The 23,161-nt window shown below is 43.8% G+C and carries 26 protein-coding genes; 22 read left to right on the top strand and 4 right to left on the bottom strand.

The annotated features are described in order from the left end of the window. Together GN277_RS23820 and GN277_RS23815 are read right to left on the bottom strand one after the other, a co-directional pair. On the bottom strand, positions 1–2,571 hold the full coding sequence (locus tag GN277_RS23820) for an FAD-dependent oxidoreductase (RefSeq protein ID WP_159754677.1): 2,571 nt from the start codon (positions 2,569–2,571) through the stop codon (positions 1–3). A gap of 143 nt (positions 2,572–2,714) precedes the next feature. Further along, positions 2,715–3,824 carry a pyridoxal phosphate-dependent aminotransferase gene (locus tag GN277_RS23815; protein ID WP_159754674.1) on the bottom strand — a complete coding sequence of 370 codons (1,110 nt, stop codon included), beginning with the start codon at positions 3,822–3,824 and terminating at the stop codon, positions 2,715–2,717. Positions 3,825–3,973: 149 nt separating this feature from the next. Between GN277_RS23815 and GN277_RS23810 the strand changes: the two genes are divergently transcribed. The 8 genes from GN277_RS23810 (at position 3,974) to guaA (ending at position 12,485) form a co-directional block, all read left to right on the top strand. Continuing rightward, entirely contained in the window at positions 3,974–4,591 is a 618-nt protein-coding gene (locus GN277_RS23810) for a TlpA family protein disulfide reductase (protein ID WP_159754671.1), read from the top strand. A gap of 23 nt (positions 4,592–4,614) precedes the next feature. Continuing rightward, positions 4,615–4,737, top strand: a complete 123-nt coding sequence (locus tag GN277_RS23805; protein ID WP_159754668.1) for a CD1871A family CXXC motif-containing protein — start codon at positions 4,615–4,617, stop codon at positions 4,735–4,737. Beyond that, positions 4,730–5,632, top strand: a complete 903-nt coding sequence (locus tag GN277_RS23800) for a 4Fe-4S binding protein (protein WP_330587430.1) — start codon at positions 4,730–4,732, stop codon at positions 5,630–5,632. The genes GN277_RS23805 and GN277_RS23800 overlap by 8 nt, the downstream gene beginning before the upstream one ends. Positions 5,633–5,715: 83 nt before the next feature. Next, the gene (locus GN277_RS23795) at positions 5,716–6,591 is read left to right on the top strand and encodes an AraC family transcriptional regulator (RefSeq protein ID WP_159754662.1); all 876 of its coding nucleotides are present in this window, start codon (positions 5,716–5,718) and stop codon (positions 6,589–6,591) included. A 108-nt stretch (positions 6,592–6,699) separates the two neighbouring features. After that, complete coding sequence (locus GN277_RS23790) at positions 6,700–8,925, top strand: alpha-galactosidase (RefSeq protein ID WP_159754659.1); 2,226 nt, start codon at positions 6,700–6,702, stop codon at positions 8,923–8,925. 122 nt (positions 8,926–9,047) lie between these two features. Further along, a complete protein-coding gene (locus GN277_RS23785; protein ID WP_159754656.1) occupies positions 9,048–9,278 on the top strand; it encodes an HPr family phosphocarrier protein in 231 nt (76 codons plus the stop codon). A gap of 65 nt (positions 9,279–9,343) precedes the next feature. Next, a complete protein-coding gene (locus GN277_RS23780) occupies positions 9,344–10,705 on the top strand; it encodes an MATE family efflux transporter (protein WP_159754653.1) in 1,362 nt (453 codons plus the stop codon). Between the two features lie 232 nt (positions 10,706–10,937). Continuing rightward, positions 10,938–12,485 (top strand): glutamine-hydrolyzing GMP synthase, encoded by a 1,548-nt coding sequence (gene guaA, locus GN277_RS23775; RefSeq protein ID WP_159754650.1) that lies wholly within the window; start codon positions 10,938–10,940, stop codon positions 12,483–12,485. A 75-nt stretch (positions 12,486–12,560) separates the two neighbouring features. Here guaA and GN277_RS23770 read toward each other — a convergent pair whose 3' ends face one another. Further along, positions 12,561–13,439 carry a MerR family transcriptional regulator gene (locus GN277_RS23770; RefSeq protein WP_159754647.1) on the bottom strand — a complete coding sequence of 293 codons (879 nt, stop codon included), beginning with the start codon at positions 13,437–13,439 and terminating at the stop codon, positions 12,561–12,563. A 129-nt stretch (positions 13,440–13,568) separates the two neighbouring features. Further along, complete coding sequence (locus GN277_RS23765; RefSeq protein ID WP_159754644.1) at positions 13,569–14,117, bottom strand: helix-turn-helix domain-containing protein; 549 nt, start codon at positions 14,115–14,117, stop codon at positions 13,569–13,571. A gap of 179 nt (positions 14,118–14,296) precedes the next feature. On the opposite strand from GN277_RS23765, the gene GN277_RS23760 reads away from it, so the two are divergent. The 14 genes from GN277_RS23760 (at position 14,297) to GN277_RS23695 (ending at position 22,951) form a co-directional block, all read left to right on the top strand. Continuing rightward, positions 14,297–14,491 (top strand): MerR family transcriptional regulator, encoded by a 195-nt coding sequence (locus GN277_RS23760; RefSeq protein ID WP_004080072.1) that lies wholly within the window; start codon positions 14,297–14,299, stop codon positions 14,489–14,491. Positions 14,492–14,506: 15 nt separating this feature from the next. Beyond that, positions 14,507–15,571 (top strand): site-specific integrase, encoded by a 1,065-nt coding sequence (locus GN277_RS23755; RefSeq protein ID WP_159754641.1) that lies wholly within the window; start codon positions 14,507–14,509, stop codon positions 15,569–15,571. Beyond that, positions 15,568–15,957 carry a plasmid mobilization protein gene (locus GN277_RS23750; protein WP_159754638.1) on the top strand — a complete coding sequence of 130 codons (390 nt, stop codon included), beginning with the start codon at positions 15,568–15,570 and terminating at the stop codon, positions 15,955–15,957. The genes GN277_RS23755 and GN277_RS23750 overlap by 4 nt, the downstream gene beginning before the upstream one ends. A 98-nt stretch (positions 15,958–16,055) precedes the next feature. Next, positions 16,056–17,033: an AAA family ATPase gene (locus GN277_RS23745; protein WP_159754635.1), complete on the top strand. Its 978-nt coding sequence runs from the start codon at positions 16,056–16,058 to the stop codon at positions 17,031–17,033. A gap of 44 nt (positions 17,034–17,077) precedes the next feature. Further along, on the top strand, positions 17,078–17,296 hold the full coding sequence (locus tag GN277_RS23740; protein ID WP_244324876.1) for a hypothetical protein: 219 nt from the start codon (positions 17,078–17,080) through the stop codon (positions 17,294–17,296). Positions 17,297–17,374: 78 nt separating this feature from the next. Then, positions 17,375–18,724, top strand: a complete 1,350-nt coding sequence (locus tag GN277_RS23735; RefSeq protein ID WP_159757128.1) for a plasmid recombination protein — start codon at positions 17,375–17,377, stop codon at positions 18,722–18,724. A gap of 19 nt (positions 18,725–18,743) precedes the next feature. After that, a complete protein-coding gene (locus GN277_RS23730) occupies positions 18,744–19,058 on the top strand; it encodes a hypothetical protein (RefSeq protein WP_204162785.1) in 315 nt (104 codons plus the stop codon). Between the two features lie 107 nt (positions 19,059–19,165). Beyond that, positions 19,166–19,615 carry a SufBD protein gene (locus tag GN277_RS23725; protein ID WP_159754630.1) on the top strand — a complete coding sequence of 150 codons (450 nt, stop codon included), beginning with the start codon at positions 19,166–19,168 and terminating at the stop codon, positions 19,613–19,615. 30 nt (positions 19,616–19,645) lie between these two features. Continuing rightward, entirely contained in the window at positions 19,646–20,407 is a 762-nt protein-coding gene (locus tag GN277_RS23720) for an MBL fold metallo-hydrolase (protein ID WP_159754627.1), read from the top strand. Between the two features lie 307 nt (positions 20,408–20,714). After that, entirely contained in the window at positions 20,715–21,131 is a 417-nt protein-coding gene (locus GN277_RS23715; protein ID WP_159754624.1) for a YjdF family protein, read from the top strand. Between the two features lie 95 nt (positions 21,132–21,226). Further along, on the top strand, positions 21,227–21,442 hold the full coding sequence (locus tag GN277_RS32500) for a DUF488 family protein (protein ID WP_159754621.1): 216 nt from the start codon (positions 21,227–21,229) through the stop codon (positions 21,440–21,442). Between the two features lie 7 nt (positions 21,443–21,449). After that, positions 21,450–21,851: a DUF488 family protein gene (locus GN277_RS31025; protein ID WP_159754618.1), complete on the top strand. Its 402-nt coding sequence runs from the start codon at positions 21,450–21,452 to the stop codon at positions 21,849–21,851. Positions 21,852–21,865: 14 nt separating this feature from the next. Further along, entirely contained in the window at positions 21,866–22,303 is a 438-nt protein-coding gene (locus tag GN277_RS23700) for a DUF488 domain-containing protein (RefSeq protein WP_159754615.1), read from the top strand. Between the two features lie 18 nt (positions 22,304–22,321). Continuing rightward, positions 22,322–22,951, top strand: coding sequence for a dual OB domain-containing protein (locus GN277_RS23695; protein WP_159754612.1), 630 nt, complete (start codon positions 22,322–22,324; stop codon positions 22,949–22,951). The last annotated feature ends 210 nt before the right edge of the window (positions 22,952–23,161 follow it).

The raw sequence follows: 23,161 nt of genomic DNA, 5'->3' as shown, positions 1-23,161 counted from the left end.
TTAACAGGTAGCGCCTCCGACAACGTTCTTCTCAAGAATCTGTTTCTTGTCAAGCTTGCTGTTCAGAAGCTTGTCCTGCACATAGTCAAAGCCAAGCCTTGCGATTGTGTCTGCAAAACGTTCTCCTGATATTCCTTCATCACGGAAGAACAGAATCGCCCGTTCTACCACGCCGATGACCTCCTCCTCAGAGGTAAAGAGCCTTCCAAGCGCACGCCCCTCGGCAACCTTCTTGCCCCACCGTCCGCCGATATAGACCTTATAGCCTGTCATGGCTTCTGTTACTGCGCCAAATGGGCATTGCTCGATACACCGTCCGCAATGGTTGCATTTTTCCTGAGCAATCCGAAGCTTGCCGTCTGTCAGCTCGGCAACCTTAATCGGACAACTGTTCTGAACCTTGCAGATTTTGCAGCCCTTGCATTTGGACAAATCAATCTCCGGCTGCCGCTGGCCGATAATCCCCAAGTCATTCAGGTCTGGCTTCACACAGTTATTGGGACAGCCACCTACGGCAATCTTAAATTTGTGCGGTAAGGACACGTCATGATAGCCGGTGTAATATAGCTCATGGAGCTTTTCGGAGAGGGCAAAGGTATCAATCAGCCCGTACTGGCAGGTGGTTCCCTTGCAGGATACAACCGGACGCACCTTAGAGCCTGTTCCTCCGGTCTCTAGCCCCGCTTCTTTCAAAAATGCAAAGAGAGGCTCAAGCTTGTCGTAATTAACGCCCTGGATTTCCAGGGTCAGACGGGTAGTCATAGTAATTTCACCAGAGCCGAACTTTTCTGCCGCCTCTGCAATCTTAATCTGCTCATCAGTGGTGAGCTTTCCGTTGCGGGTGATGACGCGGACATTGAATACGTCGCCATACCGCTTATCCTGCAGGCAGCCAAGTCCCTTGACCCGCTTGATTTCCTCGGCAGAAAGCTTGCGGCCGTCTCTTGGGACCTTTACCTCATTGAAAAATGCGCCTCCCTCCAGAACCTTTGTGTTGGTATAGCCAAAGGCTTTCAAACGGTTCTGTAAGAAATATCCTCTCTTACCTTTGGCACAGACAAGTAAGAGCTTGGCGTCTTTGTCAAGTCCGTCTAAAGGACCGTTCACTGTGGAAAGGTCAATCCAACGGGCATTGGGGATGGAAGCTGCGGGCTGTACATCCAGCACCGTGTATCCTTTGGCAGCGCCTTTTGTGTAATCTGAGGGGCTTATGGTGTCAAACAGGCCGTCTAGCTTATTTTCCAGAATATAACATGCGGTGACAAAGGGATGAATCGCCGTGGAAAATGGCGGTGCATAAGCAAAATCCAGGGTGTCAAAGTCACTAAGCCCCATTCCCTGTGAAATGCCTACAACGGCAATGTCCGTCATCTTATCTACGGCGCCGGCGCCGAATACCTGTAAGCCAAGGAGTTTTCCGGTTGTAGTCTCAGCGGTTAATTTGATGATAAATGAGGACGCGTCGGGATAGTAATGGGCCTTATCGTCTAACACGCAGATTACGGAGGTTGAGGCGTAACCGGCTGCCTTTGCCTGGACTTCTGTAAGTCCGGTTCGTCCGGCATTCAGAGTTGGCAGCAGGCGCACCACGCCTGTCCCAAGACATCCTTTGTAACCCGTCCCTTCTCCATTTATAGATTTTGCCATGGCGCGGGCCGCAAGATTGGCAGTAGAGCCCATGGCTGACCATTGCCCCTGTCCGGTGATGGCATTTTTTACCATGGCACAGTCTCCGACTGCATAGATGTCCGGAAGATTGGTCTGTAAATGCTCGTCCACCAGAATCGTTCCCTTGAACATCTCAAGACCGGAATCAGCCAGAAATCCCGTGGCAGGACGAACGCCGATTGCCAGGATTACCATATCAGCGTCAAAGGCGCCGTTGTCGGTCACAACCTTCTTGGCTTTGCCGTTACCCTCGATTCCTGTTAAGCTGGTGGAGGTCAGTATGCGCATACCGGCCAGGCGAAGCTGCTTTTTCGCATAGTCCGCCATCTCCTCATCAAAGGCGTTCGGCATAATCTGAGGCGCGGCGTCAATGACCGTCACCTGAAGTCCCTGTGCCATCAGATTTTCCGCCACTTCAAGTCCGATGAAGCCGGCACCGCACACCACAGCCTTTTGGCATTTGTGCTCATCTATGTAGGCGCGCGTCGCCACGGCGTCGTCAGGGGTACGGACACAGAATACGCCGGGAAGCTCTCGGCCTTCAACGTAAGGGACGAAGGGAACTGCCCCTGTGGCAATAATTAATTTGTCGTAGGCTTCTGTAAATGCTTCTCCGGACCCATTTTTCAGAGAGACAGTCTTAGAGGCGCTGTCAATGCCTGTTGCCTCAAAGCCGGTGAATACTTCTGCACCGGTAAGCCCGCTGTAACGCTTGGGGGTGTTGACAATCAGGCCTTCTCGGTTGGGGATGTCGCCGCCGATGTAGTAGGGGAGGCCGCAGCCGGCATAGGAGATGTCCGTTCCCTTGGTATAGACTTTCACGTCTGCCGTTCGGTCGCAGCGTTTTAACTTGGCAGCAGCTTTTGTGCCGGCGGCTACTCCGCCGAGGATTACATACTTCATAATGATTTTCTCCTTTCGTAACTTTGTATTATATTTGATAAGGTTCGATTTTACAGAGATGTTTTTTTGTTTTCAAATGCCTTTTCAAGTCCTGCGGCAACGGAGTCTTTATGGAAGGGATACGTAAGGCTGGTCCTTAAGCATCAAGCCAGCAATTCCCCCAGACAGTGCAGGAGTCGTTCATTATCCTTTGGCATCATAATACAGAACCGTATATATTCCCCCGAAAGACCGGAAAAGGAGGAGCAGTCCCGTATCATCATACCCTGTCTAATGGCGTGATCAAACACGTCAAAGGAGGTTATGCCTTCCTTCAAAATCTTTACCAGAATAAAATTCCCATAAGCAGGATACGCCTTTGCGTAGCGATAATCCTCCAAGACGGTAAGACATTTTCTGCGCTCAGAAAGAATCAGCTCTCTTGTGCGGCTGATGTAATCTCTGTCCTTCAGCATGATTTCACCTGCAAATGCGCCCAGGCTGTTTAATGACCATGGATTCTGACGCTGCTTCAGATTATCCAGAAATGCCCGATTACTGGTGATTCCATAACCGAGCCGAAGTCCTGGGGCAGCGAAGAACTTGGATACGCCGCGAATAATCATCAGATTATCATAGCGTGCAGTCAAGGGAACGGCGGAAATCTCATCTATGGAGGGGGCGAATTCCACATAGGTTTCGTCAATCATTACAAAAATTTTGCGTTCTTTGCACCGTTTGACCAGTGAATCAAGCTCGTCACAGGTGAGGGCAGAAGAAGTAGGATTGTTTGGATTGCACAGGATTAGGAAATCTACATCATCATCAAGAGCATACTCCAGATGGCGAAGGTCTATCCGAAATTCTTGTGATTCCTCCAGATTATAATTGGAAATTCGTCCTCCTGTGAGGGACAGTTCTCTTTCGTATTCTGAATAAGTGGGGCCGATTACCAGAGCATGTCTGGCGTTTCGCTGGGTGATTAGCAGGGAAATCAGTTCTGTTGAGCCGTTTCCTGTCACCACATAATTTATATCTGTATTGCAGTAGCCTGCAATGGCCTGCCGCAAAGTTTTATAGTCTCTGTCAGGGTAGCTGGTTATGATATCTAAATGTTCGGCCATGGCTTTTCGTACCGAGGCGGATAAGCCCAGAGGGTTTACATTGGCGCCGAATTTTATAATGGTTTCTTTCGGGATACCATAATATTTTTCAATCTGCTCAATGTCGCTTCCGTGAAATGCAGGGCGTGTCTGTTTTTGATTTTCTGACATGGTGTTACCTTCTTTCTTGGTTATCACTATTATTTTCCCATGTTCAGAGAGGTTTTTCAACTTTTTTTTGATTTTTACATACATTTCACACTGTTTTAGAAATAATATGTTAAAATAAGAAAGATTTAAGAAAAAGGAGAAGTTATGACATGATGAGATTCAGAAAAGAAGTGTTATGTAGTTTATTGGCAGCCTCTCTGTGCTGTACGCCCATCTTAAGCGGTTGTGGCTCTAACGGGCAATCTTCTGCATCCCAGAAGGAGTCAGAGGCAGAAGATCATCAGGCGTCGTCAAAAGAGGAAGACGGCTTGGGAGACAGTGTGGTAAATCTGGGGGAATTCTCCATAAAGGATATCAATGATAAGACCTATACACAGGAAATGTTTGCAGACTATGACCTGACTATGATAAATGTTTTCACTACCTGGTGTACACCCTGTATCAATGAGATTCCAGATCTGGGGAAGCTTTATGAGGAAATGAAAGGCCAAGGTGTCAATATAGTCGGTATTGCCCTGGATGCTGTCGGCAGTTCTGAAAAGGTGGAGAAGGCGAAGCTTCTGGCAGAAAAAACAGGGGTGTCTTATCCCTTTCTGATACCGGATGAAGGCTATTTAGGAGGCAGACTTGCAGGGATTAATGCCGTACCGGAAACGTTTTTTGTGGACAAGGAGGGCAATATTGTTGGAGAAACCTATTCTGGAAGCCGTTCCTACGAGGATTGGAAGCTTATTATAGAAAATGAGCTGAAAGAGGCGGTCAAGTGAGCCGCCGCCTAAGGTCCTTCTGGATGGGAATTTGTATCACTGTTCTGGGACTTGGGAGCATGGTGTTCGGTATTTACCGCGGGGAGATGGGTGTGGTATTGGAAAAGGCAATCAATATATGTATGGAGTGTATTGGAATTGGATAGTAAAAAGAGATTTGAGTGGAAACGCCATAGGCTTCAGGCTTTATGGGCGCTGCTTACCAATAGTTACCTGAGCGGGTTTGTTCAGGGGAAAATATATCAAGGGAAGATTAAAAATCTGTGTGTTCCTGGGCTTAATTGTTATTCTTGTCCGGGCGCCCTTGGCGCCTGCCCGATCGGGGCCATGCAGGCGGTAATTGGAAACTGGAATTTTAAGTTTACGTTCTATGCGGCGGGTTTTTTGATGTTTGTAGGCGCATTAATGGGAAGATTTGTCTGCGGCTGGCTGTGCCCTTTTGGGCTGCTTCAGGACCTTTTGCATAAGCTTCCATTTTTCAAGAAGATTGGGACGTTTCGGGGAGATAAGCTGCTTAGGAAATTAAAATATGTGATTCTGGTGGTATTTGTTATACTCATGCCCATGTTTCTGGTGGATATTCTGGGGCAGGGTTTGCCTTACTTCTGTAAACTAATCTGTCCGGCAGGGACGCTGGAGGGCGGTTTTTTTCTGGTGCTTTTAAATCAATCTATGAGAAGCGCCCTGGGATGGCTGTATGTGTGGAAAAATGTACTGCTTGTTGCTACGATTGTTTTATCTATATTAATATACCGGCCGTTTTGCAAATATATATGTCCTCTGGGGGCAGTTTATTCGGTGTTTCATCCAATCTCCGTATTTCGCTACAGGGTAGAGAAAGAGCGATGTACGGGCTGCGGTGTCTGTGCAAAGGTATGTAAAATGCAGGTGAATCCGGTGGAAAATGCCAACAGTCTGGAGTGTATCCGCTGCGGTCTGTGTAAAAAAGCATGTCCATCACATGCCATAAGCAGTACTCTTATGAGAAAAGACGAATCAGAGACGGATGATGAAGACGTGGTATTACAGGCGGGAAAATAGAGTATTTTTGGGAGATTTATGAAAATACGTGTGGCTAAAGAGGGGGCAGTACGTACGAAAAAATACAGAGGAGAGGTATTACCATGGAAGATGCTTATGTATTACAGTTATCGAACCGAAAGTTTTCTGAATTATATCTTTGCTGTTGCGGCTACAGTAAATGTGAGCCGCTGCACAGCTTTGGGCCCGCAGTCAGGCCGGATTATCTCATTCACTATATTTTAAAAGGAAAGGGAAGGTACTGTATTGGGGATGTTCAGTACTGTTTAGAGGACGGACAGGGGTTTCTGATTGAGCCAAATGTACTGACCTTCTATCAGGCAGATGCAGATGAGCCGTGGGAATACCTATGGCTTGGCTTTAACGGAACCAACGTCAGGGAATATCTGCGTGATATCGGACTGAATAGTGGGCAGCCTATTTACAGAAGCGACCATGCCTTGGAGTTGAAGGATACAGTCATTCGTATGCTGAAAAATGCCACAGGGAGCATTACCAGTCAGTATGAAAGGCAGAGTCTTCTGTACTCTTTTTTTGCCCTTCTGTCACGGGATATAGAGATTGGGACGCCCAAGGGGCAGGAGGGGGAAAATGTCCATATCAGCAGGGCGGTGGAATTTGTCCGCAACAATTATTTTAATTCAATTCGCGTGGCGGATATTGCCAAATATGTCTGTGTTGACCGAACCTATCTGTATGAGCTGTTCCGCAGGTATCTCCATGTGTCTGTGCAGGATTATCTGACGAATTACCGTCTTACCAGGGCGGCAGAGCTTTTGACCCTCACGGATTTAAAACTTGAGGAAATCGCCCTTTCCTGCGGTTACCAGAGCGCATATTCCTTTGGAAAGGTATTTAAGTCGAAACGGGGGATTACACCGGCAAAATATAGGGAAAAGAGCCGGAGTGAATCAAAAGAGCATTTGGAGGAGCATTTAGACAATTTAGAAAGGCTATAACCAACATATGGACATTTTTATCCGACAAATGAATATAGCCATAGGAGGATTCCTTAGATACAATCATTTAAAATAATAAATTGAACTGGCTTGGGAGGTTAGGATTTTATGAGTATTGTATTTAATGAGGGGACAAAGACATTCCATCTGTATAATCAGGAAATCAGCTATCTTATGATGGTGCTGGACAACGGGCATATGGGGCAGCTCTACTTCGGGAAAAGGGTTCATGACAGGGAGGATTTTTCTTATTTATATGAGTCGTTGCCGCGCTCTATGGCTTCCTATCTGTATGAAGGGGAATATTCTTTGTCTCTGGAGCATGTGAAACAGGAGTATGGCGTCTATGGGACAACGGATTACCGCCATCCTGCGGTGGAAATATTACAGCCAAATGGCAGCAGGCTTTGTGATTTTCAATATAAAGGCTATGAGATTAGGAAAGGAAAACCGAAGCTTAATGGGCTTCCGGCAACCTATACGGAGAAGGAGGAGGAAGCGGAGACCTTAATTCTGACACTTAAGGATTCGGTTACAGGAGTGGTTCTGGAGTTGTTATATACCATCTTTGCCAAAGGAGGCATCCTTGCCAGAAGTGCAAAGATTACTAATAAAGGGACGGATGAGCTTCATCTTACGACGGCTATGAGCCTGTGTATGGATTTGCCCGACTATAATTATGAGTGGCTTCAATTTTCCGGCGCGTGGGCGAGAGAACGGCATCTGAAGGTAAGGAGATTAGAGCAGGGAATTCAGGCGGTGGACAGTCTCAGAGGACATTCCTCCCATGAGCATAATCCATTTATTGTGCTGAAGCGTCCAGATGCCAGTGAGTTTCAGGGAGAGGTCATTGGATTTAGCCTAATCTACAGCGGCAATTTTCTGGCGCAGGCTGAGGTGGACACCCATGCTACTACGAGAGTGCTCATGGGGATTCATCCTATGGGGTTTGACTGGACGCTTGAGAAGGAGGAGAGCTTTCAGACGCCGGAGGCAGTGATGGTCTATTCTGACCAAGGGTTAAACGGCATGAGCCAGACATTCCACCGATTATATCAGAAGCGTCTTGCCAGAGGATATTGGCGTGATAAGGCAAGGCCAATCTTAAATAATAACTGGGAGGCCACCTATTTTGATTTTACGGAGGACCGTCTGGTAGAGATTGCGGCTAAGGCAAAGGAGTGCGGCGTAGAGCTGTTCGTGTTGGATGACGGCTGGTTTGGCCAGAGGAGCAGCGACAGGGCAGGATTGGGCGACTGGGAGGCGAATCTTGAGCGTCTGCCCCGTGGAATTACCGGACTTGCCGAGAAGATTGAAGAGTTAGGCATGAAGTTTGGCCTTTGGTTTGAGCCGGAGATGGTGAATAAAGATTCTGACCTTTATCGTAAGCATCCAGATTGGATTCTTGCCACGCCAAATAGAAGCATTTCCCATGGCAGAAACCAGTATGTACTGGATTTCTCACGGAAAGAGGTTGTTGACTGCATTTATGAAATGATGGCAAAGATTTTGAGTGAGGCGAAGGTTTCCTATATTAAATGGGATATGAATCGGAGTATTACAGAGTGTTATTCGGCAGCGCTTCCTCCGAAACGGCAGGGAGAAGTGTTCCATCGCTATATTCTGGGGGTATATGACCTGTATGAACGCCTGAATACCCGTTTCCCCCACATTCTCTTTGAGTCCTGCGCAAGCGGTGGGGCGAGGTTTGACCCTGGCATCCTCTACTATGCGCCTCAGGGGTGGGCAAGTGACGATTCTGACGCGGTAGAGCGTTTGAAGATTCAGTATGGAACGTCCTTTTGTTATCCCATCAGCAGTATTGGGAGCCATGTGTCAGTGGCGCCGAATCATCAGGTGTTCCGTGATACACCGCTGCATACCAGGGCAAATGTAGCGTATTTTGGAACCTTTGGGTATGAGTTGGATTTGAATAAACTGAACGAAGAAGAACTGGAGTCGGTGAAGGCTCAGATTGTGTTTATGAAGGAGTACCGTAAGCTTTTGCAGTTTGGTACATTTTACAGGCTTACCAGTCCATTTGAAGGAAATATTACTTGCTGGATGGTGGTCAGCGAAGATCAGACGGAGGCCATCGTTGGATGGTACCGCACGCTGAATCATGTGAATATGCCGTATACCAGGGTGCGTCTACATGGGCTTAGTCCAGATTTCTGCTATAAGGAGGAAGGGACAGGAAAGTCTTATTATGGGGATGAGCTGATGAATATTGGTCTGATTACCACTGACAGTATGTCCGGACAGGTTGTGGAAAATACGGAGGAGTACGGTGATTTTGACTCCAGGCTGTATGTGCTCAGAGCAATATCATAAATGATATAGAATATACATTCGACCTACAAAATAGAAGTCAAGGAAGTAATTTCTTGTTCATGTTGTATATTTCCATTCCTGGAAAATTATGATATTATCGTTTTTGAAAAGGAGAGGTTGTTATGAGCAAAATGATTGTAGTATTTCAGAATCCGGACGACATCTTAGAGTTTGTGCAGAAGGTGGAAAAATATCCATACAATATGGATATGAAACGCGGCAAGTATGTAGTTGATGCAAAATCTCTGTTAGGGCTGATGAATCTAGGCTTCCATAAGGAGATTGAGCTGGCGGTTTACGAAGAAAAGTGCGATGATCTCCGTAAAGACATAGAAGAATTTATTGCTGCGTAAAAGTAATTTGATACTTGTATAAGGGGACTCCTCGTCGTATAATATGCGATGAAGGAGTCTTTGTTATGAATAAACATATGAAAGTAGACAGGAGTGGTTATCTTTTTGATAACAAGTCTCTTGTAGCCCTGATTATTCCGCTCGTCGTCGAGCAGCTTCTGGCTGTGCTCGTCGGTATGGCGGATTCTATTATGATTGCCAGCGTGGGCGAGGCGGCTGTGTCCGGCGTGTCGCTGGTGGACCAGGTGATGGTCCTGCTTATCAATATTTTTGCGGCGTTGGCAACAGGCGGCGCTGTGGTGGCAGGACAATACTTAGGGCACAGGAGAAAGGAGGCGGCGTGCGAATCTGCCACGCAGCTTGTTTGGTTTATTACGATTTGCGCTGTAATTATTACCCTATTGGTATATGCAGGGAAGAATCTGATTCTGCACGGCGTATTCGGGAAGATTGATTCGGATGTTATGGGCCATGCAGATATTTACCTGATGATTGTGACTATGGCGATTCCGTTTATGGCATTGTATAATGCAGGGGCGGCAGTTTTCCGAGCGATGGGCAATTCTAAAGTGTCTATGCAGATATCAATTCTTATGAACATAATTAATGTGGCAGGAAATGCGGTTCTAATCTATGGCTTCCACCGAGGGACGGAAGGGGTGGCAATCCCAACGCTGGTATCCCGAATTGTTGCGGCGGTTATTATCATTATTCTTCTCTGTGACGAGAAGCAGACCCTGCATATTAAACGTACCTGGCGGTATCGGGTGGACTGGTCCCATGTGAAGAAGATTCTAAGTGTAGGAGTGCCGAATGGCCTGGAAAACAGTATGTTCCAGCTTGGTAAGATTCTGGTCTTAAGTCTGGTTTCCACCTTTGGTACATACGCTATAGCCGCCAATGCTGTGGGAAATTCCATTGCGCTTATTCAGATTCTTCCTGGCATGGCCATTAATCTGGCAGTCACGACAGTCATTGCAAGATGCGTGGGTGCAGGAGATTATGAGCAGGTGAAGTACTATAATAAAAAATTGATGATTATCACGCATATCGGTACGGCTGTGATGGCATTCAGTGTGTTCGCTGTTCTTCCGCTGATTCTTAAGGCGTATCATCTGTCGGACGCCGCGGCGGAGGCGACGAGGCAGATTATTTATTTCCATGGAATTAGTTCTGTGTTGATTTGGCCGTTGTCATTTACCCTTCCGTCAACGTTCAGAGCTTCTGGAGATGCCAGGGCGTGTATGATTATTTCTATGGTGTCCATGTGGCTGTTCAGGGTTATCTTCAGTTATGTGCTTGGAGAGTATATGGGAATGGGAGTCTTCGGCGTCTGGGTGGCGATGGTCATTGACTGGGTATTTCGTGCTTTGTGCTTTATTGTGCGGTATTACCGAGGGGGATGGAAGAAACAGGCCTTGGTGTAGTAGGTGTTTTAGCAAATTTCTTTTTCTGACATCGTTATGATAGGTGTAGTGCTTGAGAGTGCGGGAGACTGTGTTTGAATTAGATTGTGTTACGGATTAGATTGTGCTATGAATTAGGGTGTGTTATGGGTTAGATTGTGTTATGAATTAGATTGTGCCGGAGGTGGGAGGCAATTCCTTACTGGCTGTTAGGGATATTTACCATAAATATATTGTAGTAGGAGGATTGTGTGTGAAAAGAGAATTAGTGATTGTGTTGGATTTTGGCGGACAGTATAATCAGCTTGTGGCGAGGCGTGTCAGGGAGTGTAATGTGTATTGTGAGATTTATTCCTATAAGACCGAGCTTGAGAAGATTAAGGCCAAGAAGCCTAAAGGGATTATCCTGACAGGAGGGCCCAACAGTTGTTATGAAGCGGATTCACCGACTTATTCCAGAGAGCTTTTTGAGCTTGGGATTCCCGTTCTGGGACTCTGCTATGGGGCGCAGCTCATGATGCATGTGCTTGGAGGAACGGTGGCGCGTGCGGATGTGCGGGAGTATGGAAAGACGGAGGTTTGGGTAGACAAGCGTGATTCCAGAATCTTTCAGGATGTTTCGGAAAAGACGGTTTGCTGGATGAGCCATTTTGACACTATTTTTAAGGTGGCGCCGGACTTCGAGATTACTGCCCATACAGCGGATTGTCCTGTGGCGGCGGCGGAGAATGTGGATGCCGGATTGTATGCGCTTCAGTTCCATCCGGAGGTGCTGCATACAGAGGAAGGGACGAAGATGCTGTCTAATTTTGTGTTAAATGTGTGTGGATGTGCAGGTGATTGGCGGATGGATTCATTCGTGGAGGAATCTGTGAAGCAGATTCGCCATAAGGTGGGAAGCGGGAAGGTTCTCTGTGCGTTGTCGGGCGGGGTGGATTCTTCCGTGGCGGCGGTCTTGCTGTCAAAGGCTGTTGGGTCGCAGCTTACCTGTGTGTTTGTGGATCATGGGCTGCTCCGGAAAAATGAGGGAGATGAAGTGGAGGCTGTGTTTGGTCCAAAGGGGGATTATGACTTAAATTTTATCCGTGTCAATGCGCAGCAGAGATTTTATGATAAGCTGGCGGGGATATCCGAACCGGAGGAAAAGCGGAAGATTATTGGGGAGGAATTTATCCGTGTGTTTGAGGAGGAAGCGAAGAAGATTGGCGCGGTGGATTTTCTGGTGCAGGGTACGATTTATCCGGATGTGGTGGAAAGCGGTCTTGGCGGGGAGTCGGCTGTGATTAAGTCCCACCATAATGTGGGAGGTCTGCCGGATTATGTGGATTTTAAGGAGATTATTGAGCCGCTTCGGGATTTGTTTAAGGATGAGGTGAGGAAGGCAGGGCTTAAGCTTGGGATACCGGAGTATCTGGTGTTCCGTCAGCCGTTTCCGGGACCAGGGCTTGGCGTTCGGATTGTTGGAGAAGTGACTGAGGAGAAGGTAAGGATTGTGCAGGATGCGGATGCGATTTACCGAGAGGAAATTGAGAAGGCGGGGATTGCGCAGGGGATTGGACAGTATTTTGCGGCTCTTACGAATATGCAGAGTGTCGGCGTTATGGGGGATGAACGGACGTATGATTATGCGGTGGCGCTTCGGGCGGTGAATACGGTTGACTTTATGACGGCGGAGGCGGCGGAGATTCCGTTTGGGGTGCTGCAAAGGATTATGGGGAGGATTATTAATGAGGTTAAAGGGGTGAATCGGGTGATGTATGATTTGACGAGTAAGCCGCCGGGGACGATTGAGTTCGAGTAACGGATAAAATCCCGGAAATGCTGATAAAATGGGCATTTCCGGGATTGCTTTATGCCTGTTGGCTCTAAAATGGCTCTAATTGTTTTCAGAAGCATTATTCTCCGAGTAGTAATGGAACGCTTTTACGATATAATCAGAAGCCCCTTTTCCATATTTACTATCAGTCATGCTTTTAATATAATCGCTTGAAAATGTGTCGATAAGAATATTGATATAGGGCTTATCGAGGGATACGCTGGTGCTGTTTTTCTGTATGAGCTGCAATAGTTCGTGTACAATGGATTGTATTTTAGGGGAGGAAACATCTTCTGACAAATCGGTGGTTAGTCTGCCATACAGAATATCAGATTGTTTTCCAATTTCTTTCACTTCTTCCGTTAATTGTGTTTCTATGAGTTCAGAGAAATGCTCTAAATTATGTTTCATGGCTTCGGTGTATTTTTCAATACTGCCGAATTGCTGAATGGCGAGTTTAGCTAATTTAGCTTCGTCATCTTTGATTTTCTGAATAAACATATCAAAATTTTCAATACTTCCCCAATGTTTGATAATATCATCAGTGCTGTTATTTTTAAAATCTTCCAAAGCGGCGATGTAATCAGACAGGTCAAATTCCTTAAAACTCATACATTGTTCTCCTTTCTCTAAGCGGCTAAGAAGCTGTATAAGTCTGTCTGTCCGATTGCGTTTCAGCAGAAGCAACTCTTTTTGCCTTTTGAAAGCCTTAATTCTATCAAAGTCTGGTTTTTGCAGAATTTCTTTAATCTCTTTCAGCTTAAATCCTAATTCTTTAAAAAACAGGATTTGTTGTAGCTTTTGCAAGGCTTCATCATCATACAGGCGATAGCCGGATTCGGTCAATTCGCTTGGCTTTAACAATCCAATCTCATCATAGTATTGTAGTGTTCGTGTGCTTATGCCTGTTAATTTTGCAACTTGGCTTATGGTTCGCATTCTTATCAGCTCCTTAAATTTGTGAAGAAGCAAGACAGAGATTGCCGGCTTATATCTATTCTGCTCCTATGAGAAAAGAATACAGTATCACGTTACGTGGAAGTCAATACTTTTTGCACAAAATTTTTCTCATTCATTTTCGGGATATATTTTAACGGATATTCCCCGAACACCTTTTTTAACAATCTTACTATCATCAAGAATACTCTGCTTAACAGCGTCCAAATCTTTTGATAGTGCTTCAATCGCCCGTTGGTGTTCTTCCTCTGACGAGAAGCGTTCTGTATCATTCAAAAGGTTCTCCTGCAATTCCCTTGCTTTCATGTATACACCCAACTTATGATTGAGCAGGGAGTTCTTAAAGGATATTTTGATTGTAGCGGGATTGAAACTTCCGTCCTCGTACCTCTCTGCTTCAAAGTCCATATCTAATTGTTCGTCCATTTTCAAAATCAAAGACAATACATCTGATACCGTTTCTATATCAAAATCCATGAAAACATTGATACTGATACCCAAAGCATTTGCAATTTTCATCAGTTGGTCGGGCTTGGGATTGCGGATGCCATACTCATACTTTTTAATTGTGGCGGAATTGATGCCGGAAAGCTGTCCGAGCGTTTCCTGTGATATGCCACGCAAATTCCGAAAGTGTTTAATCTTTTCCCCGGTAGTCATGCCAATACCTCCAATTTATGTGATTTTCGTTAGTGCTTAGTTCAATTCTATCACATTAGGACACATTTGTGTATAAAAATTTGAAATAAATACTTGACGTTCACAAAAGTGTACCGTATAATAGAAGTACAAAGGTCACATATGTGTACCTGAAATAAAAAGAGAAAGGACAGGACTATATGGAGAATGGAAAGAAAATGTATGTAACGGCAGAGGAAGCGGCTGAAATGCTTGGTGTATCAACGGGCTATGCCTACAAGATTATCCGGGGGCTGAATGAGGAACTGAAAGCAAAAGGCTATCGGACAATCTGCGGCAAAGTCCCGACAAAATACTTTGAAGAAAAATTCTACGGTTTGACCGTAGCCATGTAGGAAAGGAGAGATTTTATGTCAGCGACAAGGGACGGAAAGATGTGGCGTTGCCAGTTCTATTATAAGGACTGGCAGGGCGTAAGCCACAAGAAGAACAAGAGGGGATTTAAGACAAAAGCGGAAGCGGAACAGTGGGAACGTGACTTCCTGCAACAGCAACAGAGGAATTTAGACATTAATTTTGAGAACTTCGTACAAATCTATTATGAGGATATGGAACACCGTCTGCGTGAAAATACCATGCGTACAAAGAAATTCATTATTGACTTGAAAATCATTCCGTATTTCAAGAAAAAGAATATGAATGAGATTAAGGCTTCCGACATTCGGGCATGGCAAAATGCACTGATGAAAAAGGGATATTCGGAAACGTATCTGAAAACGGTCAATAATCAGTTATCGGCTATCTTCAATTATGCGGTTCGGTATTATGACTTGAAAGACAATCCTTGCCGGAAAGCCGGGAGTATTGGAAAGAGCCACGCCGGGGAAAAGGAGTTTTGGACGAAACAGGAATTTAAGCAGTTTCTTGTGACTGTGGAGAACAAGCCGGAAACAAAAATGGCGTTCCTACTCCTTTATTGGACGGGCATGAGGATTGGGGAATTACTTGCTATAACCTATAATGATATTGATTTGGAGAAGCGCACTATTTCCGTAAACAAATCTTATCAGCGCATAGAGGGCAGGGACATTATCACACCACCCAAAACGCCAAAGAGTAAACGCATCATAACGATACCGCCATTTTTAGCAGAGGAATTAAAAGAATATACTTCGCATCTATACGGAATTATGGCAGACGAAAGAATGTTCCGTTTTACAAAATCCTATATGGAGCATGAGATTGTCAGAGGTATCAAGGCTTCGGGAGTAAAAAGAATACGCTTGCACGATATTCGTCATTCCCACGCTTCGTTACTCGTGGAAATGGGTTTTACACCTTTAGCGATTGCGGAACGCTTGGGGCATGAGAAAATCGAAACAACATTAAATACTTATTCACATTTATATCCCAATAAGCAGGGAGAGCTTGCAGATAAATTGGAGATTGAAAACAGCAGGGAGGAAGAAGAATGAGCGGAGTGCATAAATACCCGACAATCAGCTTTCGTATTTCCCCCAGAGAGAGGGAAGAAATCGAAGCAAAGATTTTGGCAAGCGGACTTTCTAAGAAAGATTATTTTGTCCGTTCCTGTATCTATAACCGGGTGTGCGTGGTTGGCAAAAAAGAACTGGTTTACCAGTTGGTAGAGGAACTAAAGATAATGCAGACAAATATCCGGGAAGTAACGGAACAGTTTGAAAAGACAGAGGTAGATTTAACGCCGGAGGGATTGGAAGATATGCGGAATGATTGTCTTGATATGCTGAAAGCAATCCTGTGGGTGTTGGACGGAGCAAAATATCTGTGGCAGGGCAACACCAACGGAGAAGAAAAAAGCCCCGACAGCAGCAACTGTTAGGGCTGTGATAACTGGAAAACCTCTGTTATCAATATCACAATATCAGTATAGCAGAGGTTTCTTCCAGTGACAACGATTTTTCAGAAATGGAGGGCATTATGGAAGAAACAAAAACAGAATTACAGTTGATTAAATTGTCGGAGATACAGTCACAGGAAGTTTCTTGGCTGTGGTTTCCGTTTATCCCTTATGGCAAGCTGACTATTGTTCAAGGCGATCCGGGCGATGGAAAGACAACTTTTGTACTGAACATAGCGGCGAAATTGTCAAAAGGAGGGGGCTTAGACAATGAAATGAAACTGACAGAGCCTTTGAATGTAATCTATCAGAGTGCAGAGGACGGGCTTGCGGATACGGTAAAGCCCCGGTTAGAACAGGCAGGGGCAGACTGTGAGAAAATCTCTGTCATTGACGAAAGAATAAAATCTCTTTCCATGATAGATGTACGGCTGGAAGAAGCCGTTATAAAGACAGGTGCAAAGCTGCTGATTTTAGACCCGATACAAGCCTATTTGGGCGGCGGTATGGATATGAACCGGGCAAACGAAGCAAGAGATATGACGAAGAAATTAGCGGCACTGGCAGAGAAATACCAGTGTGCGATTGTGCTTGTCGGGCATATGAACAAGGCGGCAGGAAATAAGGCAGCATACCGGGGAATGGGTTCGATTGATTTCTTTGCAGTCGCTAGAAGCGTTCTCTTAGTCGGCAGGGTAGAGGGGGAAGAAAATACAAGGGCTGTGGTACAGATAAAAAATAACCTTGCGGCGTTCGGACACCCGAAAGCGTTTGCATTGTCGGAGGGCGGTTTTCAATGGCTTGGAGATTATGAGATTACCGCTGATGAAGTGTTAGGCGGCATTGCTCCAAAAGCAAATAAAATGGAACAGGCGAAACGGTTACTTCGGGAACTGGCAGAAACAAACAATGCCATGCAGAGCAATGAGATTTTGAGTCTTGCAGACGAGCAGGGCATATCGAAGCGGACACTGGAAAATGCGAAAAAAGAGTTAGGTGTCCGGGCGAAGCGGATAAATAATACATGGTATTGGGAACTGGATAAAATCAAACAGTGACGGACAGGCAAGGTAACAGCGCAACAATGCAGGATATTAGAATTTTGCAGTCTTGGAATTGCATTCTTGAAGATTGCAAGGTTGCAAAAATTATAGACATTGCATTGTTGCGGTGTTGGGAGAAAGCCGGAAAGCGGCAGTATCAAGGCGGCGAAAAGCCACCCACCGTCCGCAGGACGGAAAGCCCCCGGCAGGGCGCAAAGGCACTTTTGATAGAGCGTAGCCTGTCGAAAGTGCTTTTGCGTTACTTTCGCAGAAAGTAACAAAGGCTATGCGCCGTATCCGGCGCTCATTACCCGACAGGGAGAAAGGGGAATTGATTGAAGCGGACTATCAGCGTTATGACAGGGAAAGGCTCTGTCAACCATAACAGCAGAAAATTCCATGCAAAGAACACTGACCCGGAGCGGAGTTGTATGAATGTGGAATACTGTAACGAAAATATCAAAGACGTATACCATGAATTATTTGATGAAGCACTCGCCCGGTACAATGAGAAGCAGACAAGAAATGACCGCAAGATTGATGATTATTATGAAAAAATCTGTTCCGGCAAACAGGAGAAGCCATTCCATGAGATTATTTTGCAGATAGGCAACAAGGACGATATGGGGGCAAAGACAGAGGACGGACAGCTTGCGGCAAAAATACTTGATAAATATATGCAGGACTTTCAGCGGCGCAATCCTACGTTAAGGGTTTTTTCGGCACATCTCCACATGGACGAAGCCACGCCACATCTGCATATAGATTTTATACCCTATACGACTGGAAGCAAGAGAGGGCTTGGTACGAGGGTATCATTAAAAAAGGCACTGGCAGAACTTGGTTTCAAAGGCGGCACAAGGAGCGAAACAGAGCGAAATCAGTGGGTAGCGGCAGAGAAAGAACGGCTTGCGGAGATTATGTTGCAACATGGTATTGAGTGGGAGAAAAAGGGAACACATGAGAAGCATTTATCTGTTTTGGATTTTGAGAAAAAGGAACGTGCAAAAGAAGTTGCGGAACTGGAGCAGACAATCTCCGGCAGTAAAGAGGAATTATCCGATATTCTTCATCAGCAGATGACGGCAGGACAGGAAACGGAACAGATACGGAAAGAGGGAGAAGCAATCCGGCAGGAAGTATCGGAACTTACCACAATAAATCATCTGTTGAAAGAACAGACGGAAACGCTGACAGAGGATAAAGAAAAGCTGCTGTCTGAAAATGAAAAGTTGGAGAAGCAGCAGAAAAAGTTACAGCAGGAACTTAACAAAATGGTTCAGTCAAAGGAAATCATGGAGCGCAATATCCACGCTTATGACGAAGATGTGAAATGGCAGTTGGCAGAACCGGGGGCATTGATGAGCGCAAAAGCATATAGGGATAAAAAGGCTTTACCGCTTGTGGAGAAATTGAAAGAAGTCGTTAAAAATCTGACTATCAAGTGCGTACAGCTTACGGAGCAGGGAAAGAAGATGACCGCCAAAGTGGACGGACAGAAGAAACAGATTAGCCGCTTGACGGACAAGGTTATGGAACAGAGTGACACCATAGACCGTTTGCAGGAAAAAGTGTCTGATTTGGGGCGTTTGGAGCGGCATTTCGGCAGGGAACAGGTACAGTCGATAGTGGAACGGTCAAAGGCATTAGAGCAGGCAGAATGGTCAAAGAAACGCCCGAAACGTGCCTTTGAAATAAGCCGATAGGAAAGGGGATTGATAGGATATGACGGATATGGAGAAAAAAGTTATGATACGGCTGTGCGCTAAAATCGTGGCAGATACAGACCTTTACGAAACGGACAAAGAAGTGCAAAATCTAATAGACTGGGTATGTTTGTCGGAACAGATAAAAGAAAACAATAATATAATCCGCAATCTGACCGGGGAATATAAGAAGATAGAGCCGGATTGCAGGGAGGGAGTACGGGCGCAGTTGGAGCGCATGAAAGAACTCTGCAAAGAGCGCAATAATCTGTATGAGAAACAGAACGATTTGAAAGGGCAGAAATACAAGATAGAAAAATCGTTGGAACGATAAAAAATATGGGGCGTGGCGGTTGCTATGCCCTGTATTTTATAGTGGCAGATACAGAGAGAAAGTGCTATAATCGAAAGCATGATTAAAGATATGGGAGATGAAACAGCATGGAAATAAATGTTGAGGATAATTTTACGCTGTTATTTGACAAAAATAATAATACAGCATACAAAGCATTACAGATGTTGCAAAAGGAATGTGAGGAATCAGACAAGGTATATTGTTATATGGATAAGTTAGCCAATATGATTGACAGTGATAATTCTTACATTCGGACAAGAGGGTTTACGCTGATTGCATACAACGCTAAATGGGATAAAGATAATAAAATTGATGAAATCATAGACAAATATTTGAAGCATATAGAAGATGTTAAGCCGATAACGGCAAGACAATGTATAAAATTGCTACCTATGATAGCAAAAAATAAGCCGGAATTAAAGGAAGATATTGTTACGGCATTACAAAAAGCGGATATATCTATTTATGCAGAAAGTATGCAGTCACTGGTCTATAAGGATATTCAAAATTCTTTGGCAGAGATAGGAAAACTATAAATTCATTGGGATTTTAAGGAACGTAGAGTAGTGGATAACTGGTTTATAATAGATAAAATTGATGCAAATACATATATTATCAGTGAATACCGCCATTGGGAGGAAACGCATTGCTATCTGTTGAATGGAAATACCCGAAGTTTGCTTATTGATACGGGGCTTGGCATTTCCAATATCTATGAAGAAGTGCTGAAACTTACCGATAAACCAATTACGGCAGTAGCAACGCATATTCATTGGGATCATATTGGAGGGCATAAGTATTTCCCGGATTTTTATGCCCATGCTGATGAATTGGATTGGTTGAATGGTAAATTCCCTTTATCAATCGAAACAATAAGAGAGATGGTCATAGACCGCTGTGATTTACCCGAAGGGTTTTGCGTGAACGATTATGAATTGTTTCAAGGTATGCCAACAAAAGTGCAGACAGACCATGACATCATTGATATTGGCGGTAGGGAAATTGAAGTGCTGCATACTCCCGGACACTCTCCGGGGCATATGTGCTTTTGGGAAAAAAGCAGGGGATATTTATTTACTGGCGATTTGGTTTATAAAGATATTCTGTTCGCTTATTATCCGTCTACTGACCCGGAAGCATACCTTGATTCTTTGGAAAAAGTTGCGGCATTGCCTGTAAAGGAAGTATTTCCTGCACACCATTCACTGGATATAGAATCGGAAATCCTAATTCGTATGCGGGAAGCGTTTAGAAATCTCAAGGCAGACGGAAAACTTCATCAAGGAAGTGGGACATTTAATTATGGGGATTGGGGAGTATGGTTATAGGAAGTAGGCTGTGGCAAAGATAATGTTCCTTTTGGTAATGGTTAGTACATGGTGCTAGCACCATGTAAGTTAGAGCAGACAAGGGGAATGATAATATGGCAGTTTGCAGTTATAGGTGGATTGCCACATTTTTGTGGAAAAATGGGCGTTTATGTGGTAATATATAGAGGCAAAGATAAAAACACAACGCAAGGTAATCTTGCAGAACTGGTAGGTAGTCCAGTCGCACCGATTTGGTGTAAGTAGCCCTCCCTCCTTAGGGTCGTCCGTTCTTTGTTCATCACAATTATTTTAAGGAGGATTTGTTATGGACAAAGTATCGGGGAAATTGACAGTATTTTTTGAAGAACCGTTTTGGGTGGGAGTGTTTGAACGTGTATCAGATGGAAAGCTATCTGTGTGTAAGGTTACATTCGGGGCAGAACCCAAAGACTATGAGGTTTATGAGTTCATTCTGAAAAATTACTATCGGTTAAGATTTAGTCCGGCTGTGGCAACTGATGTAAAAGAAGCTGGTCGCAATCCTAAACGGATACAACGTGAAGTACGGAAACAGGTACAGAATACCGGGATAGGTACAAAATCGCAACAGGCTTTGAAATTACAGCAGGAGCAGTTAAAAACTGAACGTAAGACAGTGAGCCGAGAACAACGGGAATTAGAGAAACAGCGGAAGTTTGAATTGAAACAGCAGAAAAGGAAAGAGAAGCATAGGGGTAGGTAATATCTGCTTTGGCTTATCGACAAGATAGTCTATCATTGATAATTTATAGGTAAAGAATATAATTGTAAGCAAAATGATCTTAAAGAGGTGTAATAATGGGATTGTTATATACGGTGGGGCATTCTCGATTTGAATTTGAATATTTTGCAAATTTGCTAAAAAAGTTTGAGATAAATTATTTGCTTGACGTAAGAAGTACTCCATATTCAAAATATGCGGAAACATTCAATAAGGAACAACTTGAGAATTTATTATTTACAAAAGGGGTAAAGTACTTTTTATGGGTAAATTTTTGGTGCAAGACCAGATAATATTAATTTGTACAGTGAGGAAGGATATTTGGACTTTGAAAAGAATTCGCATTCAGATTTATTTGTCAAAGGCATGGAAAGTGTAAAATTAGGATTAGAAAGAGGAAATAATATAGTGTTGATGTGTACAGAGAAAGATCCCATTGATTGTCATAGAGCTATTATGGTGGCAAGGGCGTTTTCTTTAGAGGGGATTGATGTAAAACATATTCTTCCAAATGGGAAGTTCCAAACACAGCAGGAATTGGATAGGAGATTATTAAATAAATATTTTCCAGATAGAGCACAGTTATCGCTATTTGATTATAATGATCCCGTAAGCGATGAAGAGAATATAAAATTAGCTTATCGAGAACGAAATAAAGAAATCGGTTACCATTTAAAACAAAAAGAAAGAGCTATTGTATAGGGAGAAAATTAGGTATGCAAATTTTCACAATGGGTTTTACCCAAAAGAGTGCAAAAGATTTTTTTAATTTGATTCGGGAGCATCATATAGAAATGCTAATAGATGTTAGATTGAATAATCAATCTCAACTAGCTGGTTTTACAAAAGGACGAGATATTGCTTTCTTCTTAAAAGAAATTTGTAATTGTGAATATAGTCATGAAATTCAATTTGCACCAACGAAAGATATACTGGATCGTTATAAAAAAGAGCAAATAAGTTGGGAAAAGTATGAGGTTGAATACAATGAGTTAATAAAAAGAAGAAACGTTTTAGATATTTTTAAAACTAAATATCTTAAATATGATAATGTGCTATTGTTGTGTTCGGAACCAACACCCGAATGTTGTCACAGGAGATTGTTGGCAGAAGCTTTGAATGAAGAATTAGAAAATAGAATTGTTCATATATGACATAGGAGGATATGCATTATGGGGAACATTAGAATGGTAGTATTAACAAAATCGTCTAAATATGGCAATAACTGTGTTGCAGGTATTGATTTGAGTAATGGTGGTTGGGTAAGACTTGTGACAGAAGATGAAGCAAGTCATGGTGCTGTATCAGACAATGATTTAATTTGTGAGGACGGTAGAAGTGTTGAAGTTCTAGATGTCATAGATGTACCTATACTGGGAATGTGTAATGATTGTGTTCAACCAGAAAATGTTTTGCTTGATTTGGATACATATATTGAGATAAAAGGAAGAATGACTCTTGATGAGGTGCTGAAAATTCATCCATTAGAAAGAAAAAGAAATATTTTGGGAAATGATTATGGATATATCACAGAGGCACGAGTGAATACAGTTGGGTATTCTTTGATTATAGTTGAGGTATTCGATTTGGTCATTACTCAAGAGGAGAATCCTTATGGAAAACCTAAAACAAAAGCGAAGTTTATTTATCAAGGAACAGAGTATGAAAACATGTCTGTAACTGACCAAAAATTTTATTCAATTCGAAGCGGAAGTAAATTTGAAAGAGCTATATTAGTTGTTAGTATTGGAACCCCATATAATAGTCGATATTATAAATTTGTATCTGCAATTTTTATCTAGGGGTTGATGTCTTGTGATATAACAAATTAAGATATATGATGCTTGCACCATGTAAATAAGGGATATATGGTGGTTTCGATTGGCTCTATTTTGGCTCTAAAAATTTAGACCGGCACAAAAAAGAGAGCAATTTTTGAATAATATGGATAATAAGTGCTTGAAAAATGAGGAAAAAACAGCCAGTTCAAGCTATCCGCCGAGGAGTTCGAA

This window comes from Sporofaciens musculi, from assembly GCF_009830285.1.
Classification (GTDB): Bacteria; Bacillota; Clostridia; order Lachnospirales; family Lachnospiraceae; genus Sporofaciens; species Sporofaciens musculi.
This window is presented reverse-complemented; position numbering and strand designations above follow the sequence as displayed.

Excerpts from the sequence above, each read along its gene's own strand:
- GN277_RS23730 (WP_204162785.1), top strand. The coding sequence starts at position 18,744 with ATGACGGATATGGAGAAAAAAGTTATGATACGGCTGTGCGCTAAAATC.
- GN277_RS23725 (WP_159754630.1), top strand. The coding sequence starts at position 19,166 with ATGGAAATAAATGTTGAGGATAATTTTACGCTGTTATTTGACAAAAAT.
- GN277_RS32500 (WP_159754621.1), top strand. The coding sequence starts at position 21,227 with ATGGGATTGTTATATACGGTGGGGCATTCTCGATTTGAATTTGAATAT.
- GN277_RS23785 (WP_159754656.1), top strand. The coding sequence starts at position 9,048 with ATGAGCAAAATGATTGTAGTATTTCAGAATCCGGACGACATCTTAGAG.
- GN277_RS23770 (WP_159754647.1), bottom strand. The coding sequence starts at position 13,439 with ATGCGAACCATAAGCCAAGTTGCAAAATTAACAGGCATAAGCACACGA.
- GN277_RS23805 (WP_159754668.1), top strand. The coding sequence starts at position 4,615 with ATGGGAATTTGTATCACTGTTCTGGGACTTGGGAGCATGGTGTTCGGT.
- GN277_RS23700 (WP_159754615.1), top strand. The coding sequence starts at position 21,866 with ATGCAAATTTTCACAATGGGTTTTACCCAAAAGAGTGCAAAAGATTTT.
- GN277_RS23810 (WP_159754671.1), top strand. The coding sequence starts at position 3,974 with ATGATGAGATTCAGAAAAGAAGTGTTATGTAGTTTATTGGCAGCCTCT.
- GN277_RS23765 (WP_159754644.1), bottom strand. The coding sequence starts at position 14,117 with ATGACTACCGGGGAAAAGATTAAACACTTTCGGAATTTGCGTGGCATA.
- GN277_RS23755 (WP_159754641.1), top strand. The coding sequence starts at position 14,507 with ATGTCAGCGACAAGGGACGGAAAGATGTGGCGTTGCCAGTTCTATTAT.
- GN277_RS23780 (WP_159754653.1), top strand. The coding sequence starts at position 9,344 with ATGAATAAACATATGAAAGTAGACAGGAGTGGTTATCTTTTTGATAAC.
- GN277_RS23820 (WP_159754677.1), bottom strand. The coding sequence starts at position 2,571 with ATGAAGTATGTAATCCTCGGCGGAGTAGCCGCCGGCACAAAAGCTGCT.
- GN277_RS23735 (WP_159757128.1), top strand. The coding sequence starts at position 17,375 with ATGACAGGGAAAGGCTCTGTCAACCATAACAGCAGAAAATTCCATGCA.
- GN277_RS23760 (WP_004080072.1), top strand. The coding sequence starts at position 14,297 with ATGGAGAATGGAAAGAAAATGTATGTAACGGCAGAGGAAGCGGCTGAA.
- GN277_RS23745 (WP_159754635.1), top strand. The coding sequence starts at position 16,056 with ATGGAAGAAACAAAAACAGAATTACAGTTGATTAAATTGTCGGAGATA.
- GN277_RS23750 (WP_159754638.1), top strand. The coding sequence starts at position 15,568 with ATGAGCGGAGTGCATAAATACCCGACAATCAGCTTTCGTATTTCCCCC.
- GN277_RS23795 (WP_159754662.1), top strand. The coding sequence starts at position 5,716 with ATGGAAGATGCTTATGTATTACAGTTATCGAACCGAAAGTTTTCTGAA.
- GN277_RS23695 (WP_159754612.1), top strand. The coding sequence starts at position 22,322 with ATGGGGAACATTAGAATGGTAGTATTAACAAAATCGTCTAAATATGGC.
- GN277_RS23815 (WP_159754674.1), bottom strand. The coding sequence starts at position 3,824 with ATGTCAGAAAATCAAAAACAGACACGCCCTGCATTTCACGGAAGCGAC.
- GN277_RS23790 (WP_159754659.1), top strand. The coding sequence starts at position 6,700 with ATGAGTATTGTATTTAATGAGGGGACAAAGACATTCCATCTGTATAAT.
- GN277_RS23715 (WP_159754624.1), top strand. The coding sequence starts at position 20,715 with ATGGACAAAGTATCGGGGAAATTGACAGTATTTTTTGAAGAACCGTTT.